Consider the following 17,749-nt stretch of genomic DNA (forward strand, 5'->3'; position numbering starts at 1 on the left):
ACTATAGCACCATTGTTTTATTATAAGAATATGAATTTTTATTCATAATTGAGTGTCTTTTTGGATGGCTTTAGAGATGCGATTTGACCGCTAAATATAAAATTTATTGGCCAATGGCGTAAAGTATTATTGATAATTAGAACAGCCAAAAATAAAAAATAAAAAATAAAAAATAATATACAGGTGAAGAAAATGACCAATAGAACAGTATTGTCAAAGAGAATTCAAATTAAGCCCGCATGGTCATTTTACGATGAGCAGGGTGAGTATGTAGACCCTCGACTTTTTGTCTTGCTTAATGCGGTACACACATATGGCAAGTTGACGGTAGCTGCAACAGAACTAAGTATGTCGTATCGTCATGTTTGGAATGTACTAAAAAAATGGACTGACTTTTTTGGCTCTGATTTAGTCGAGCTAAAAAAAGGCAAAGGGGCACTTTTAACACCGTTAGGTGAAAAGCTACTTTGGGCTGAACAAAGGGCACAGGCTCGATTTGAACCTCAGTTAGTCAGCATTGCGTCAGAATTAAATTTAGAAATACAAAAACACTTAATGGTTAAAGAGCCTTTACTAAAAATTGCTGCAAGTTATGGTTATGCGGTGGCTTTACTGCCTAATTTTACTAATAAATTTAAGCTAGACTTACAATATAAAAGCTATGAAGAGTCATTTGACGCTTTAAGCAAAGGTGAGTGTAATATTGCTGCATTTCACTTACCTACCGACATTGTTAGCCAACGCTTAATTGATATTTATAATAAATATTTTAAAGCTAATACTTATAAAGTCATTCGGTTTGTGACCCGTAAACAAGGCTTAATTGTCAAAAAAGACAACCCTAAAAATATTACTAAAATTTCAGACTTAATGCAGGATGAGGTTAAATTTATTAATCGGCAAAAACATTCAGGGACACGCTTATTAATAGATGAATTACTAGCAAGATCATCAGTGGACCCTAAAAAGGTGATTGGTTTTGATAAATTTGAATTTACACATTCTGCTATTGCTGCCTATGTAGCTTCAGGCATGGCTGATGTGGGCATTGGTATTGAAACCGCCGCTCGTCAATTTGGTCTGAATTTTATCCCATTAACCACTGAACACTACGTGTTGGTTTGTCATCACAAGACCCTTAAAGAACTCTCTGTACAGCGCTTAATTACCGAGATAAAAAGTGATGAATTTCATCAGGAGGTATCAAAGTTAGCGGGTTATGAGTCTATTGCTTGTGGTGATATTGTGGATTTAGAAGATATGTTACCTTGGCACGTTTAATTTTATAGTGCTTGTTACTCTACTCGCTATAATAAAATTCAAGCCACTTTAAACGAATTTAAAGTGGCTTGAATTATAGTTTTATAAGTTGAAAGTATTAGCCCTTAGGGTGTGTATTTTCAACATGATGCTTAGCCTCTACAGGACGAATGGTTAAGTTGGCAAAGAAAGCAACAACTAACAACGCAGCCATAGCATACATAGTGGTGTTATATAAGCTTGGTGTTGGGTCAATAGTACCCGCTGGCACTAATTCCATTAACTTACTTACCGTTACTGTTTTTGCTGCAACAAGTTCATTTAACTGACTAACGGCAGAGCCAAATTTAGCCTGAAATACCGCAGGATCTATTTTTGCTACTAAGTCGGTTATAGCGTCATTGACCGACATATTTCTAAGATACGTGATAGCAAATGGACCTAAAACACCAGCGGTTGCCCATGCTGTTAACAAACGACCATGTATACCACCGACATGTAATGTACCAAATATATCGGCTAAATAAGCTGGAATAGTTGCAAAACCACCACCATACATAGTGAAGATAACCATGGTGGCACCGTAGAACATAACTAACCAGACCGTAGATGGATCTGCACTGACTTGAGATGCAGCGTAAGGTATTGATAAGTAAAGTAGCGTTCCTAAGACAAAGAAAAAGTGGTAAGTATTTTTTCTGCCAATGAAATCAGAAATTGATGCCCAGAAAAATCGACCACACATATTAAAGACTGAAATCATTAATACGTAAGTACCTGCAAAGGTCGCGGTTGCTACATCAGGTAAAGTCGAGCCAAAAATATCAACCATCATGGTTTTAGCCACACCAATAACACCAATACCTGCTGTGACGTTAAAGCAAAGTACAACCCATAATTTCCAAAATTGTGGTGTTTTTAGTGCTTGATCTATGTGTACATCGTTATGTGAAATCATGCTTTTGGCAGATTCATCTTTCTCTGGAGGAGTCCAACCTTCAGGCGTCCACCCTTCAGCCGGCACACGATACGAGAACGAGGCAATAATCATCACAATAAAATAAACAATACCTAATGTCAGAAATGTTCCTGCAGCACCAGTATCACCAGTACCTACAATATAAACACCTGCATCACCAGGAAAAGCCATATTGGCCGCTTCACCAGCTGTTGCAACAATAACTTCTACTGTACCAGAAGCTGTTTCTGCAAAACGTTTTCCCGCTTCAGTTATTAGTTTTACAGCACCTTCTGTACCTAAATAAGTAGGAGCAACGGCATGGAATTTTAACAAAGCAGCAATAAGTGGAGCACCGATCATCGCACCGCCGCCAAATCCCATAATGGCCATACCCGTAGCCATACCCCGTTTATCAGGGAACCAACGCAGCAAAGTGGACACGGGTGAAACATAGCCTAAACCTAGACCACAACCCCCAAGTGCACCATAACCAAGGTAAACAAGCCATAATTGATGGCTTGATATACCAATACTACCGATGATAAAACCGCCACCCCAAAGAAATGCAGCAGTAACACCAACACAGCGAGGACCGACTTTTTCTAGCCATTTTCCAGCAACTGCAGCAGATAAGCCAAGAAAAACAATAGCAACAGAAAATATCCAAACCACGTTACTTAAAGACCAATCTCCAGATGAACTAGTCACTACGCCTAATTCTTTAATAAGCGCAGGGTTAAAAATACTCCATGCGTAAACAGAACCAATACATAAATGAATTGCAATAGATGCTGGAGGGACTAGCCAGCGATTAAACCCCGATTTAGCAATTATTTTATCTTTCATTAAGAAAGAAAAAAAGCCCCCACTTTTATTTGACATTATTTAATACCTTATAGCTACAGCTTGATATAAATATTTATACTTGTACAACTAGAAAACTTATAAATGGTAATTACAGGAGCTATTTATTTTCAAAAAATATTATTTGAGCATAAAATAGATAAATTTTTACCGTTATTTTTTGTTCTAAATTATTCACAGCTAAGCTGTATCAAGTATAAAAAAAGAGAATAATTAAGGTGAATGTATGTTTTTATAAAAGCCTGATAGTTAAAACTAACCACAGTTTTTATATCTTTTTTTGACAATCAATTTAACTACCTTGCTTTTATTAACACAAGTATATGAATTGAATTACATATATTGGTTTTTTATTACTTGAAAACTATACCATTGGAGTATTGGCATTAAAATATGAATAAATATTCATATTTAATGATTATTTTTTATTGCCTAATAGGGGCACTTTTAGTGCTTAACTTTGTGTCATCAATAGTGAATTAAACTCAAGTGCTGTAACGGTCACCTTTATCTGACAAATGGTAATTTGAGTGCTGTTTATCGTTATATCATTGTTTTATTTCTTGTGCACTGCACTGGTTAGGCTGGCAATTTTTAGGATTAGGTTTTAAGACTAGATTGTCGACTAATGCATTATGTGTTGTTGTTTGTCCCACAGACTTCCTTGCCAATTAGAGATGGTTCCAGCCGCCTTGCAGCTATCGCAATGCCACTCAATAAGGCCAATGTTAATACAGCTTGCTTCAATATCTCCTTGACAATTAATTTGCTCAGCGCGAGTGTTGCATTTCAAATTTACAGCAACTAAGTCAATATCAACTATTGGCTGCGCTATACACTCAGAAATCGATGATACAATTTTACTAAGAAATTCGAATACTGTTTTTGCTTGTTCAGTAAGAGTGAGTAACTTACCTTCTTCGTCCAGAAAATGTCTTAAATCTGTTTTTAACACCATAGGTTTTTCAATCAAAGTATGCTGATGCCTCTAAGATATATTACTTAAAGCTTTTGGTACATTATTTATCAGTTAATACGGCTAAGTTAATATTATTAAGCTGACAGTTAGGTTAGATAAATACATCGGTTCGACTAATCAATACGATCAACCTTGAACATAAATTCGTTAAGCTAAGAGTATCGATTTCTACCACTGAATTACTGTTTTATTGACCAATAAGTAGTTAATGAAAATTTGGCTAATCAGACGCTATTCTCAATTATTTTCATAGGTAATTTTGGTCTTTGAGCTAAAATTATTGCCCGCATCTATTCACCACATTTATTGATCGCATCAAAAGCTATTATCACCAAAAGTTAACTTCATTTTTGCACACATAAGGAATTTACTGTTGTAGCCTTGCCTTAATCATAGGTTATATCGGTTCAGGTGATAAGGCGCATCCATAGTAACAATAACTTAACAAAGAAATAACCTTTGTTGATTTGCTAATATGTTAATCTGCTAATTTACTGATTTCTGTGAGACTGAAGTTAATGTTATTCACATTGTTTATTTACATTGCAATGACTTTAAAACTCTTTTTCTCTTCTTAAATCTATTTAATCAATGATTTAAAATTTATGTCTAGGGCTCTGGCTTTTCTCCTTTAGGGATGTTTTGGCTGGTAGACTCGCTTTTATTTATAGTTAAAAGTCAGTAATTGTTAATGATGCTTAACTTTTGATTTAATTTTTATTCTGTTTCAGGGCGATTTTCTGAGTTAGAGACCCAGGTGGTCTAACAGTCACTTTTGTCTTTAAAAATTAAAAATCTTAATTGAAAAATAGGGGTCTACCTAAAAAATATGAAATATTTTCGGCGAATGATAGAAGATGACTCTCTCATCATGAGACAGAAAACTCATCATGAGACAGAAAAGTAGACTAAACCTGTGATCAAATAGCGGAAGAAATTCAGTAGAATAATTGTTGTGATGACATCAGTTATTGTAGGTATCGGCTTTTCTTTTCCTAGTTTATATACCTTTTAAAAGACAAGAAAAGATAATTGATAGCATGGTTATTAACTTTACCTATATTTAGTCAAACCAAGGTGTTTGAGTCAGTGTTATATAAAATGGAACTTGCCAAATGAATACGCCTGTAAAATCAGTCAAGCTGTTGCCCAAAGAGTTACGCGATTGTGCGGAAATAAAGCCAACAAAACAAACTTTTCCTAGCGACTCTGCCGCGCAAAAAATGCTACACGAATTACAGGTGCATCAGATTGAATTAAAAATGCAGAACGAAGAGTTACATCAAGCGCAAAGAACACAAAAATTACATTATCGATACACTGAGCTATTTGAATTTGCCCCCATTGGCTATTTTTCTTTTGATGTAAATGCCATCATTAATCAGGTTAATGTTCGAGGGGCTAAGTTACTGGGTATTGAGCCAGCTGACTTAGTCAATAAACAGTTTTTAAACTACGTTAACGCCCAATATCGAGATAGCTTTCAATGTTGTCTAGTCAAAGCATTTTCCGGCAGTGGTATACAATCTTGTGAGATTTTAGCAGAAGTTGGTAAAAAAACATTTTGGCTGAATATCGAGGCTAATCTTGGTATCACAGGTACCGACTGTCTTGTTGCAGTGACGGACATTAGTGAGAGAAAAAAAATTGAACATGATCAAAATCTTGCTAATGAAGATAAAGAGAAACGAGCCGATGAATTAGCCCTTGCTGCCAAGGTTTTTACTCACGCCCGCGAAGGCATTTTAATTACTGATGCTAAAGGTATTATCATTGAAGTTAACGACGCCTTCACTGAGATCACCGGCTATAGTCGCGAAGACTCTTGTGGTGAAAATCCAAGATTTTTACAATCAGGACGCCAATCAGCAGAATTTTATATTTCCATGTGGCAAACAATTTCTACTACAGGAGAATGGTACGGAGAAGTCTGGAATAAACGTAAAAATGGTGAAGTATATCCAGAAATTCTAACCATTTGTGCAGTGCATAATGATGCTGGCGAGTTACAAAACTATTTAGCTATGTTTGGTGACATTAGTGTGATGAAAAGTAAAATAAAAAAACTTGGGTATATCGGCCAGTATGACTTACTGACCAACCTGCCTAATCGTGCTTTACTTGCCGACCGATTAACTCAAGCTATGTTGCAGTGCAAGCGCCGCCAGCAGTCACTAGTGGTGGTATTTTTAGATTTAGATGGTTTTAAACAGATTAATGATATCTATGGACATCATTTAGGTGATGAACTGCTAATTGCCCTCTCCATTCGCATGAAAGGAGCATTACGTAAAGGTGATACTTTAGCCCGCTTTGGCGGCGATGAATTTGTCGCGGTATTAACCGACTTAGGTAAAACTGAAGACTGTCAGTCGGCATTAGAGCGCTTATTACGGGCAGTGTCAGAGCCTGTTGCTGTAGGTAATGTGGTATTAAATACTTCAGCCAGTATTGGTGCCACCCTTTATCCGCAAGACAATGGGTGTGCAGACTTGCTTATACGCCATGCTGCCCAGGCCATGTGTGTCGCTAAAGAGTTGGGTAAAAATTGCTATCATTTATTTGATACCGCTGTAGATGACGCCATTAAATTACAACTAGACAACCTAAAGACTATTCGTCGCGCATTAGACCAGCAGCAATTTGTCCTCCATTATCAGCCTAAAGTTAATATGAGGACAGGCATTGTGATGGGTGTAGAGGCGCTTATTCGTTGGCAACATCCCGAGCGAGGCTTATTAAACCCCTTTGAGTTCTTGCCGTTGATTGAAAATAACCCGATGAGTATCGAGATGGGTGAATGGGTTATTGATACGGCATTGAGACAAATTAGCCAATGGCAAACTATAGGTCTTATCTTACCCACAGGTATAAGTGTAAATATTGCTGCCATGCAATTACAACAGCCTGACTTTACCGATAGACTCACTAGGCTACTAGCCAGCCATTCGGATGTTGAAGCGCGCTATTTAGAACTAGAAGTGTTGGAAACAAGTGCCTTAGATGATGTGATTCGGGTCTCAAACACCATGAATGACTGCATGGCGTTAGGCGTAATCTTTTCTTTAGACGATTTTGGTACTGGCTATTCGTCACTAACTTATCTTAGGCGTTTACCTGCCAGCCTGATTAAAATAGATCAGAGCTTCGTTCGGGATATGCTCATTAATGTCGACGATTTTTCCATTGTTGAAGGCGTCATTGCTTTAGCTAAATCATTTAAGCGTGAAGTGATTGCAGAAGGCGTTGAAACGATTGAACATGGTGCGGCGCTATTGCAACTGGGCTGTGAATTAGCACAAGGTTACGGCATTGCCAGACCTATGCCTGCTAGTGATATTCCAGCGTGGGTTAGTCGCTGGAAACCTGACATTAGTTGGCAAAGCTAAATAAAACCCAGTATGGCTTGTAACCCATTCAGATTACACTGAGGACAGATTAATTCTGGCCTAGTTCAGACCTAATTTAGATCTAACTATTGCCTGATTTTGGCATAACGCTTGATCAAACATAGTTTTTTGTCGCAGAACCAAGACATGTTAAGCCGTGAGTATGCACTAATAAAGTATTATTACTCCCGATACGAGCTACCCTTTTTATCGAGCATAGCTTTTTTCTGCTCAAAATGAGCGAAAGACTGGCCTCGAAACTCATCCCAACTTTCTGCTGTTTGTCGCGCTAGCTCATGAGAGAGAATATTCAGAGGCTGGCCAGTGGAATAAGCCAACACCATAGTCTTACAAGCTTTTTCCAGATAATACAGATCCTCAAAAGCTTCGGCGATCGTCGCGCCAGTAACCGTAATGCCGTGATTACCCATCATTAAAGCATTTTTACCGGCTAGGTTATCCACGATGCGTTTGCCTTCTGCATCACTGGTGGCAATACCGCCAAAACTTTCGTCATAAGCGATGCGCTCAAAGAACCGTGCGGTGTTGTTATCAATGGGTAATATACGTGGATCTTTTAACGTTGAGAGTACGGTTGCATAGGTAGAATGCAGGTGCAGAATAACCCTAGCTGTGGGCAATAACGCATGCATGTTGCCATGAATACTCCAAGCCGAAGCATCAGGCGCTTGGTCAGTCAGCATAATGCTATCGTCTTCACTATCCAGTAACTGTAGGTTACTCGCCGTAACATTTGAAAAGTGCATCCAGCGACGGTTCATCAGGAACTGTTTACCATTTGCAGATACCGCAGCACTTAAATGATTGGCCACTGACTCATGCATATCCATTTCATAAATAAGCCTAAAAGTAGCGGCCAAATCGACTCGTAATTCTTGTTCTGTTTGCATTTTGCTTATCCCCAATAGGTTTCGACTGATTACGTCTCTAATGATGGTTAAAGTGGAGCCGTCACTTCTGCTTCTGCTTTTGGATAGCTAGCACGTAAAACACGGTAAACACTTCGCAGATCGCCTCGGTCAACATAACAGCCCCGTAAATGCCTAGCGCCGCTACCCTTGATAAAGGAAGCTCGGCCGTGGGCGATGCGGTGGTTGTCAAACACCATACACTCGCCAGCATTTAGGCGGAAGGTCATCAAATATTGAGCGTCTTGTAGCATCTGTCCAAACTTACGAAAAGCGGGATAAAAAGTATCCATTTCACGCTGTGAAAAATCAAAGACATCAGCCAAGTGCTGACTAAAATTAATACCGCTAACCTCACCATTATTAGGGTCGAGTTCGATTATTCGCTGCTTAGTGCGTACATCTTGATAGTGGGTGGTATAGCGATACGGCACTTCGTATTCTGTCAGTATTTTAAAGTATTTTGGATAGCTTTGTTTTAAGGCGTTAGCAACGGTAGTTGCATCGACAAACAAGCTGTTGCCGCCTTCTGCATCATTAACTCGGCAGTGCAGGAACTGGATACCTGGAGCAAGTTCTTCTGCAGGTAAATCAGTATGTAACTCAAGTGCTTTGCTGGTATAAGCAAGGTTTTCAGGATTGGCTTTAGACTGAACATCAAAGGTGTAACCAGAAAAAGATGGCCGCACAGTGCCAAACAGTTCGCATAGGGTTTTCAGCCCTTCGTTTGAATTTGGCATATCTTGAATCAGGGCAACACCTTCATCTAACATCGCCTCAGCCCAATCAGCTACACTGGCGGGGTTAGCCATAACATCGTCATAGCTAAAACGCGCCATGTTTGGGTAGTGATCGCCATACCAAGTTTTACGGGCACGAACGGCCAAATCACCATGGTTTTCTCCCTTGTGCCAACGTTCAAGCCAGTGTAGGTTATAACGACTTTGATAGCCATCGCTCCAAATAACTTCCAGTGAGGCTCCATTTATCCAGGCGCTTGTTGCGTGTAAATCATCAGCTTCATCAAGAATATCAAAGGTCCGTTCCTGAGTGCTGCTATCCCATGAGGTGGCACAATTATCGCGTAACCAGAAATAATTGAAATAGACCATTTCTGCGTTCATTGGGAGTTCTATACCGGTTTTCAATAATACAATGTCAGACATTCAGCAACACTTATTTTTTGTTTATTTTAAAATTGAAATTGTATCATTTTGGCCATGTAATGTCGAAAATACCAAGGGGAAATTGCCGTGGTAAGTGCTCAATAAACTATCATTATTTTTTCAATAATGATTAAAGCTGCGCGGTATTCATTATCGTTAGCCATACCAGTAGCTGGTTAAATAATAAGGTCTGCATAGGCCAAAATTAACTCGTAATACTCAAGGGAAAATTGATGATTAAAACTCTTATTGTCAGTAATGATCTCTGACAATTTTTGATAAATTAGCATTATGATGATGAATGTAAGCTTGCGTTGAGTGGGGTAGTTAGAGGGTAAACTTAAGTTACACTTCATTGTGCCGATACTTGTGATATATGCTGTGATAAACCGAGGTAAATTTTATGAGCTCAGTAATTAAACCTAATGATACCTATAGCCAAGATGTTCGAACATTAGCAAACGCGTCAGATAAAACCTTGAACAAGCCAAAGGGGCAGCAAATATCTGAGCTGGCTAATGATAAAAATATTGTTAAAGCACAAGACTCTATTTATGCCAACAATAAAAAGCAGCTTAATGCCGCTATTATAGAATCTTCACTGAAGTTCAATGCAACCATGGGCGATCAGCCGCTGTCATTATTGTTAAAAACTGCCTTACAGGGCATAAACGAAGCGCTTAAGGAAACCGGGGCTATTACTCGTGTTGAAAGTAGCGTTGAAGACAGTTATCAGTCGGGGGTTGATTTCAGTCCTAAAGCAACAGCGGAGCGTATTGTTGGTTTTAGTACTCAGTTTCTAGGTGCTTATCAAGAGCAGCATCCTGAAATGGCTGCAGAAGAATCGTTAATGGCTTTTGTTGATATTATCAGTGGCGGTATAGAGCAAGGTTTTGCTGAAGCCAAGGATATTTTAGCTGATTTAAAAGTATTGACGGGCGATATTAGCAATAATATTGATAAAACTTATCAGTTAGTGCAAGCAGGGCTACAGTCTTTTATCGAAGCTTTAAGTGCTAAAGAAGTGGATCAGCTTGAACCGTAACCACGATAATAGTCGGCTATTTAGCCAGCGGTAACGGTTGAAATTTACCGTTAATTACTATTTTTTTGATCCAATTCAAAACAATTTTTTGGCTGTTTTTTTAATTGTATTGATTTAAATTGCTAACTAAAACAAGGTGTTAATCTTTTTTTAGTTTGCGTTATTCTAGTTGTACGCTCACTCACCTTTGAGTTAGCGCTTGCAGCGCGTATAAATAATAAAGTTAAGGTATAGCATTAACTTTATAGCAATATTTTATAGTGATAAGCGCTACACAGTGATTGATTCAGCGACTGTTATTTTTACCTATATCAGCAATTTTAAATTTATTTGTACAGGTTTAACTCACTTTAGTGCAGAATCAATTGTAACAGCTTTATAAGCTATGTAATTTTATCAATCATTTTGAAAGGAGTACGTCAGTTGTCTAGGAAGAAATTTATTGAGTCTCATGGTGGTACAGCGAATAATTGGAGAACTGATTTTTCATTTGTAAACCATGCAGCTAAGTTTGTTATTTTTGGGGCTTGGGATACTCATACTCAAGAAGGTCGGAGCTTAATCCTTGATAAGGATTGGGTGCAAAATAAAAAAGGTAGAAAGCAACCGGGTTATATTCAAGCGATAGAGCATATTAGATTAGTTGAAGAGGAGGGTTATCAACTAAAAACCTTTCCAATAATTGAAGACTTGGACTATGTAGATGCCACTGATAGTGGTAAAACCAGCATAAAAGAGTTTATAAAAGCCTTAACGGATATGACCCTCAACTTTACTGATGATAAATGGTACGCAGAAGGTGCACACAAGCCTGAATATAGCGCAAAACCTATCGCAAAAGAGGCTGTAGATCTGTTAGATATACTTAATTTAGCTATCGAAAAGACAGAAAAAGAAAACTTAATCCTGTGCCGAATTGGACAAGGGCAATTTAGAAAAAACGTTATCGATATTTGGGGGAATGGCGAGACATGTGCACTGACAGGTATAAATATTGCTGAGATGTTAGTCGCTTCTCATATTATTCCGTGGGCAAAATGTGAAGACAATAAACAAAGGTTAGATGGCGTAAATGGTATTTTATTATGCTCACATGTTGATAAGTTATTCGCTAAGCATTTAATTACTTTTGAGAAGCAAAGAATGCGCTATATTATTAAAATTGCCCATAGCCTTGATCTAGCTTTATTAAAAAGTATCAGTATTGAAAAAGGATTAGAACTCGCTATAGCTCGTATGCATCCTAGGTTACAATTGAGATTTGATGAATATATTCTTGAGCATAATAAAGTTTTTGCAATGAACGATGTTAAATAACACCCGCTATGGTCTTTTATCCTTGTCTAGCTATTGTAGATACCGCTTGATTAGCTATGCAGAGTCAGCGGTTTTCTAAATACTGAGCGATTAAAGGTGTCAGTTAAACTGATAGCTAATAACTGACAGCTATAATCAATATCTCATCACCAATATATCATGTAGTCTTTAAAAAAAACGGGCATCATCAGATGCCCGTTTTCAGTTAACACTTAATACCTAATAGTTAATACCTATTCGTTTGGTATTAACTATCTCTCATTAACTATTAATCTTCTTCAACTAAAGTCATTAGTGACGTGTTGCCACCAGAGGCAGTCGTGTCAATGCTAATGGTTTTTTCTGTTAATAAACGCTGAATCAAGTGATCAAAATATTCAGAACTGATCACAGGTAATATTGCCCCTGAACGTTCAGCTAATTTCTCACTAATAAAGTGCTTACGATCACAATGACTGTCTACAACAATACCTGATAACGCAGGATGCGCCAGCATAGTTGTTAAGTGACATAACTTAGCCACTTGGAAAACATCTGCATCTTGGCCGGTAGCAATGAACTTATCTCTAAAGGCAATCGCTTCGTCATAATATAAATCAGAGACCACAGTAATAACGGTATTACCCGTTGCTAAAGCCGTTACAATAGAAAGTAACCAAAAATGAAAGCTAACATTTTTATCGGCAAAGCAAATGATATTGCCGCGGTTTTCCAAATAAAGCACATTAGACTCACCCGTTGGCCCAGGTAAAAACGTTGGCTTTTTCAAACGCTTTTCAATACTAATTAATTGTGAACGAGCTGATTTTAAGGTGCGGTTTAAATCGTCAGCTAAATCTTCAACAATTTCAACATGGGAAATTTTTGCTAACAATTGACGTACAGAAGAAAGGCGAGTATTTAACTCAGTTAAGCGCCAGCCTTTTTCTGCTGCATTAGCCTTGTCCATGAACAATACAGCTTCTTTTTCTGCTTGTTCACCACCGTCTAAAGCTTCTACCTGCCATGGTAGTAATTTAAATTGCTCAGCATCGGGTGTTGCTTTTTCTATTACTAAACGAGTGAGGTAATTTGGCCCACCTGCTTTTGGTCCAGTACCTGACAGGCCTCGACCACCAAAAGGTTGTACACCGACAATAGCGCCAATCATATTACGATTGATATAGACATTGCCAGCACGTGATAACTTGGCTAAATCAAAGGCACGGTGTTCAATACGGGTATGAATACCCATAGTTAAACCAAAACCTGTACCATTAATTCTATCTACAACCGCTTCTACGTCATTGCCTTTAAAGCGCACAACATGGACACAAGGACCAAACACCTCCTTCTCTAGCACACTAATGTCTTTAATTTCATAAAGTCGTGGTGCAAAAAAGAAATGTTCGTTTTGTGCTACTTCATCTGTTATCTCACTGGCAATAGGGCATTGGTACAGTAATTTGCCATGAGTTTTCATATAGTCGCTGTGAGCATTGAGGGCATCTAATGCTTTTTGATCTATCACTGGCCCTATGTCTGTACTTAATTTTTCTGGGTTACCTACATGTAATTCTGCTAATGCGCCTTTGAGCATAGTAATGACGTCATCAGCAATATCTTCTTGTAAAAATAACACTCGCAGCGCCGAACAGCGTTGACCTGCAGACTGAAATCCTGAAGAAATAACATCATCAACTACCTGCTCAGGTAGAGCGGTAGAATCAACTATCATGCAGTTTTGGCCACCAGTTTCTGCGATAAATGGTACTTGATCGCCACCTCGGTCAGCCAAGGTTTGTGAAATAATAGTGCCAGTTTCAGTAGAGCCGGTAAACATAACGGTTTGAATACGAGCATCAGGAACAATAACACTGCCCACTTGACTGCCTCGAGCAATAACCGCTTGGACAACGCCTTCAGGTAAGCCAACCGACTTCATTAATTCAATGGTGCGTAAGGCAATTAAGCTGGTTTGTTCGGCAGGTTTTGCTAATACCGTATTACCTGTGGCAATAGCGGCAGCCACTTGACCTAAAAATATCGCTAATGGGAAGTTCCAAGGGCTGATACATAAGACAACCCCACGCGCTTCTAAGCGTTCATCAGCGGCAACTTCAACCGCTTGTTGTGCATAATAACGACAAAAATCAACGGCTTCACGCACTTCATCAATACCATCTTGAGCTATTTTACCGGCTTCTTTAATGCACAAGGCAATGAGCTCGTCGGTATGACGTTCAAGAATATCAGCCACGCGGCATAATAAATCAGCGCGTTCAGATACTGGCGTTTTTGACCATGAAGTAAATGCTGTTTCTGCCGTATCGATCATCTCAAGCATGGCGGCTTTGTCGTGCAGATGATGAAAGCCAATGATTTCACGATGGTTAGCTGGGTTTTTAACCGCAATAGCACCATCGGGGATATCATTTTTATTAAGCAGGTGTTCATCAAACCAGTGATCTAACGAAGCCTTTAACGGCGTGATGATACTAATGTCGTTTAAATCTAAGCCTTTAGAATTATCACGACCAAGACCTTTGGCGTCATGGTATAAGGCAATTGGCCTAAGTATTTGATTGTTATACTTATCTTTTAATCGCTGAGTTCTTTCAACGGGGTCTTCAAGTAAAGACTCGACCGGTTGCGACTCATCAACAATGGCGTTTACAAAAGAAGAGTTAGCGCCATTTTCCAATAAGCGACGGACCAAATAAGCTAATAATTCTTCATGATGACCAACAGGTGCATAGATACGACATTGAATGTTCTCAAGTGACACAATTTGGTCGTACAAAGAATCTCCCATGCCATGTAAGCATTGAAATTCAAATCCCTCTTTATCATCACCGGCAAGTTCAACAATGGTTGCTGCAGTGTAAGCATTATGTGTGGCAAACTGTGGGTAAATAGAATCTCTATATTCTAATAATTTATTGGCACAGGCATGGTAAGAAACATCGGTAGAAGACTTACGTGTGAAGACTGGAAAGTGGTTAAGACCCTCTTTTTGAGTGTTCTTTATTTCTGTATCCCAATATGCACCTTTGACTAAGCGCACCATCATTTTTCGGTCAACACGAACGGTTAATTCTCGTAACCATTCAACAACAAAAATAGCGCGTTTTTGATAGGCTTGTAATGCCATACCAAAACCATCCCAACCGGCTAATTCACTGTCACTAAATACTGCTTCAATAACATCAAGCGATATATCTAAACGCTCAGACTCTTCTGCATCAACGGTCAAGCCAATGTTATAACTTTTTGCTTGCAGGCAAAGCGTTTTTAGTTTTGGTACAATTTCAGCCATTACACGTGCTTGGTGGCTAAACTCATAACGGGGATGAATAGCTGAAAGTTTTACTGAAATACCTGGTACTCTGCGTGGGTCGTTTTTACCCGTAGCACGAGCAACTTTACCAATCGTTTCTATCGCATCTTGATAAGCTTTAAAGTAGCGGTTAGCGTCGTCCATTGTACGAGCGCCTTCACCTAGCATATCGTAAGAGTAAACATAACCTTGCTGTTCTTTTGTAGCAGCACGCTCAGTGGCCGCTTTGATCGTTTCGCCCATCACAAACTGCTTGCCCATAATTTTCATGGCGTAATTCATTGATTTACGAATAACTGGCTCGCCTAAACGGCCAATAACTTTTTTCAATAAACCAAAGCTATCTTTCTTGCGTTTATCAGCATAATTAACCATAGTACCGGTAATTAACAAGCCCCATGATGAAGCATTTACAAACAGTGAGTCACTGCTACCAAGATGACTACTCCATTGTCCTTGAGAAATTTTGTCACGAATTAAGGCATCTTGAGTATGCTTATCTGGTACACGTAGTAAGGCTTCAGCCAAACACATTAATACCACACCTTCTTCGCTTGATAGAGAATATTCCTTTAATAAAGCATCTATCGCGCCAGTACCCGCTTGGTCTTGGCGAATTTTTAACACCATTTTACGCGCTCTTTCCCAAGCACGACTTCGAGCACTAACATTAACTTCCGCTAGTGGCAAAATATGATCTACCGCTGTATTTTCATCAATACGATAAAATTCACGAATTTTCTGACGAATTGGGCAATCGGTGATAAATGAATCATTAAAAAGCATAGGTTTTTCCTCAAAATTACTAAGTAGTAGCGTGGTACTAGTTAGCGATAGTTACATTAGTTTTAATTTGTGCATTCTAATTAAAACTTGACCGTATGTGCTAGTTAAATTTTAGTTTTAAGCCATTTAAAATAGCGCTAAAATCCCCTCTGACCATATAATATATTTCAGGTTAAAGACTTACAACGAAAAAGTGTTACACGGCTAGTAATAAAGTCACTGTTTTTAATGGAAATTACCTTATTAATTCCATCAATATTGCTTAATACATCGGCTTTACGTTAAATTTATTAATGTAGCGCTAAGTGAGCTAATTTATTACTGCAGTGAGTATAAGTAAATCAAATAAATATGAATGTTGTTATAATTTTTCTGGATATTTATTTGGATATTTTCTAAGTGAACCTTGGAGGTGAAATATCAACTGTGGTACAATATTTTTAACTATTTATTACTCTTAGTTTAGTTTACTCGATATTATGTTTTATTCAGTAAAAACAATGAATAAGTCAAACTAAACACAACACCACACCACTTTATATACCATGAAAAATAACCAAACCATGCTGACATTATTGTGCAATGTTAATATTTATGCGCCAACTCCCCTAGGCATTAAAAACGTTCTAATTGCAGGTAATAAAATTGCTGCTATTTATGAGCCTGGAAAAGGGCAAATCGATATTCCTAAGCAGTGGCAGGTTAAGGTCATTAATTTTGATGGTGCGATCTTAACGCCAGGTTTTATTGATAGCCATGCCCATATTACTGGTGGCGGTGGCGAAGCAGGTTTTGCAACGCAAGTACCGCCTGTTGGCCTCACTGAATTTACCCATGCGGGTGTGACTACCGTAGTGGGCTTACTTGGCACTGATGATACCACTCGTAGTACTGAAAACTTATTAAGTCGAGTTTATGGTCTGCGTGAGGAAGGCTTGTCTGCTTACTGTTGGACCGGAGGATATCATTATCCTTTAACCACCATTACGGGCAGCGCTAAGTCAGATATTGTTTTTCTTGAGCCCGTTATAGGTATTGGTGAGTTTGCCATTAGTGACCACCGCTCTAGTCAACCAACATTTGAAGAAGTGATCCGCCTTGCCAGTGAAACCCATGTGGCGGGTTTGATGACAGGTAAAGCCGGTATTATTCATTTTCATTTGGGCGATGGCGAAAAACGTTTAGCCTTAATTGAACAAGCGATTAGAGACACAGAGTTGCCAGCGCGGGTGTTTAATCCCACCCATGTTAATCGTAACAAAGCTTTGTTTGAAGATAGTTGTAAATTACTCACTCAAGGGTGTCATATTGATCTGACGGCATTTCCTGCCGGCACAGCTCAACCCGGTTGGGAAGCTTGTGACGCCATTGAAATGGCTGTTGAAAGACAATTGCCCTTAGCACAAATCACCCTTAGCTCGGATGGTGGGGGTTGCTTGCCTTGTTTTGACCTACAAGGTGAATTACAGCATATGGATTTTGGTCGAGCGAGTACGTTAGGAGAAACTTTAGTGGCAACTTTACATAAAGGTTTAGCACTTGAAACCGTGCTTCCGATGCTAACGAGCAATGTTGCTACTATTTTACGCTTTAAAAGCAAAGGGCAAATTGCCGTTGGTTTTGACGCTGACTTATTGGTGATGAATGAAAAATATGAAATTACTGATGTAATGGCGCAAGGTGTATGGCACAAGCAAAATAATCAGACAATTATTAAAGGTACATTTGAATAGA

Annotated in this window: 10 protein-coding genes; 5 read left to right on the plus strand and 5 right to left on the minus strand. The window is 38.7% G+C overall.

Features of this window, described 5'->3' with window-relative positions:
- Positions 1 to 192: 192 nt before the first annotated feature.
- The gene (locus H4J46_RS10175; RefSeq protein ID WP_182233396.1) at positions 193 to 1,281 is read left to right on the plus strand and encodes a substrate-binding domain-containing protein; all 1,089 of its coding nucleotides are present in this window, start codon (positions 193 to 195) and stop codon (positions 1,279 to 1,281) included.
- 97 nt (positions 1,282 to 1,378) lie between these two features.
- On the opposite strand, the gene H4J46_RS10180 is transcribed toward H4J46_RS10175, so the two are convergent.
- Both H4J46_RS10180 and H4J46_RS10185 read right to left on the minus strand, forming a co-directional pair.
- A complete protein-coding gene (locus tag H4J46_RS10180; protein ID WP_182233397.1) occupies positions 1,379 to 3,103 on the minus strand; it encodes an OFA family MFS transporter in 1,725 nt (574 codons plus the stop codon).
- 607 nt (positions 3,104 to 3,710) lie between these two features.
- Complete coding sequence (locus H4J46_RS10185; RefSeq protein ID WP_182233398.1) at positions 3,711 to 4,043, minus strand: hypothetical protein; 333 nt, start codon at positions 4,041 to 4,043, stop codon at positions 3,711 to 3,713.
- A 1,136-nt stretch (positions 4,044 to 5,179) separates the two neighbouring features.
- Here H4J46_RS10185 and H4J46_RS10190 point away from each other — a divergent pair.
- Positions 5,180 to 7,453, plus strand: coding sequence for a bifunctional diguanylate cyclase/phosphodiesterase (locus H4J46_RS10190; protein ID WP_259365787.1), 2,274 nt, complete (start codon positions 5,180 to 5,182; stop codon positions 7,451 to 7,453).
- A gap of 182 nt (positions 7,454 to 7,635) precedes the next feature.
- Here H4J46_RS10190 and H4J46_RS10195 read toward each other — a convergent pair whose 3' ends face one another.
- A complete protein-coding gene (locus H4J46_RS10195; protein WP_182233399.1) occupies positions 7,636 to 8,364 on the minus strand; it encodes a class II aldolase/adducin family protein in 729 nt (242 codons plus the stop codon).
- A 47-nt stretch (positions 8,365 to 8,411) separates the two neighbouring features.
- Positions 8,412 to 9,548: a TauD/TfdA family dioxygenase gene (locus tag H4J46_RS10200; RefSeq protein ID WP_182233400.1), complete on the minus strand. Its 1,137-nt coding sequence runs from the start codon at positions 9,546 to 9,548 to the stop codon at positions 8,412 to 8,414.
- 403 nt (positions 9,549 to 9,951) lie between these two features.
- Between H4J46_RS10200 and H4J46_RS10205 the strand changes: the two genes are divergently transcribed.
- Together H4J46_RS10205 and H4J46_RS10210 are read left to right on the plus strand one after the other, a co-directional pair.
- Positions 9,952 to 10,593: a DUF5610 domain-containing protein gene (locus H4J46_RS10205; protein ID WP_182233401.1), complete on the plus strand. Its 642-nt coding sequence runs from the start codon at positions 9,952 to 9,954 to the stop codon at positions 10,591 to 10,593.
- Between the two features lie 405 nt (positions 10,594 to 10,998).
- Positions 10,999 to 11,910, plus strand: a complete 912-nt coding sequence (locus tag H4J46_RS10210) for an HNH endonuclease (RefSeq protein ID WP_259365788.1) — start codon at positions 10,999 to 11,001, stop codon at positions 11,908 to 11,910.
- A 268-nt stretch (positions 11,911 to 12,178) separates the two neighbouring features.
- Here H4J46_RS10210 and putA read toward each other — a convergent pair whose 3' ends face one another.
- Complete coding sequence (gene putA, locus H4J46_RS10215) at positions 12,179 to 16,015, minus strand: bifunctional proline dehydrogenase/L-glutamate gamma-semialdehyde dehydrogenase PutA (protein ID WP_182233402.1); 3,837 nt, start codon at positions 16,013 to 16,015, stop codon at positions 12,179 to 12,181.
- A 545-nt stretch (positions 16,016 to 16,560) separates the two neighbouring features.
- On the opposite strand from putA, the gene iadA reads away from it, so the two are divergent.
- Positions 16,561 to 17,748, plus strand: a complete 1,188-nt coding sequence (iadA, locus tag H4J46_RS10220) for a beta-aspartyl-peptidase (RefSeq protein ID WP_182233403.1) — start codon at positions 16,561 to 16,563, stop codon at positions 17,746 to 17,748.
- Position 17,749 lies beyond the last annotated feature (1 nt).

This window comes from Colwellia sp. MB02u-6 (assembly GCF_014077095.1).
Classification (GTDB): Bacteria; Pseudomonadota; Gammaproteobacteria; order Enterobacterales; family Alteromonadaceae; genus Cognaticolwellia.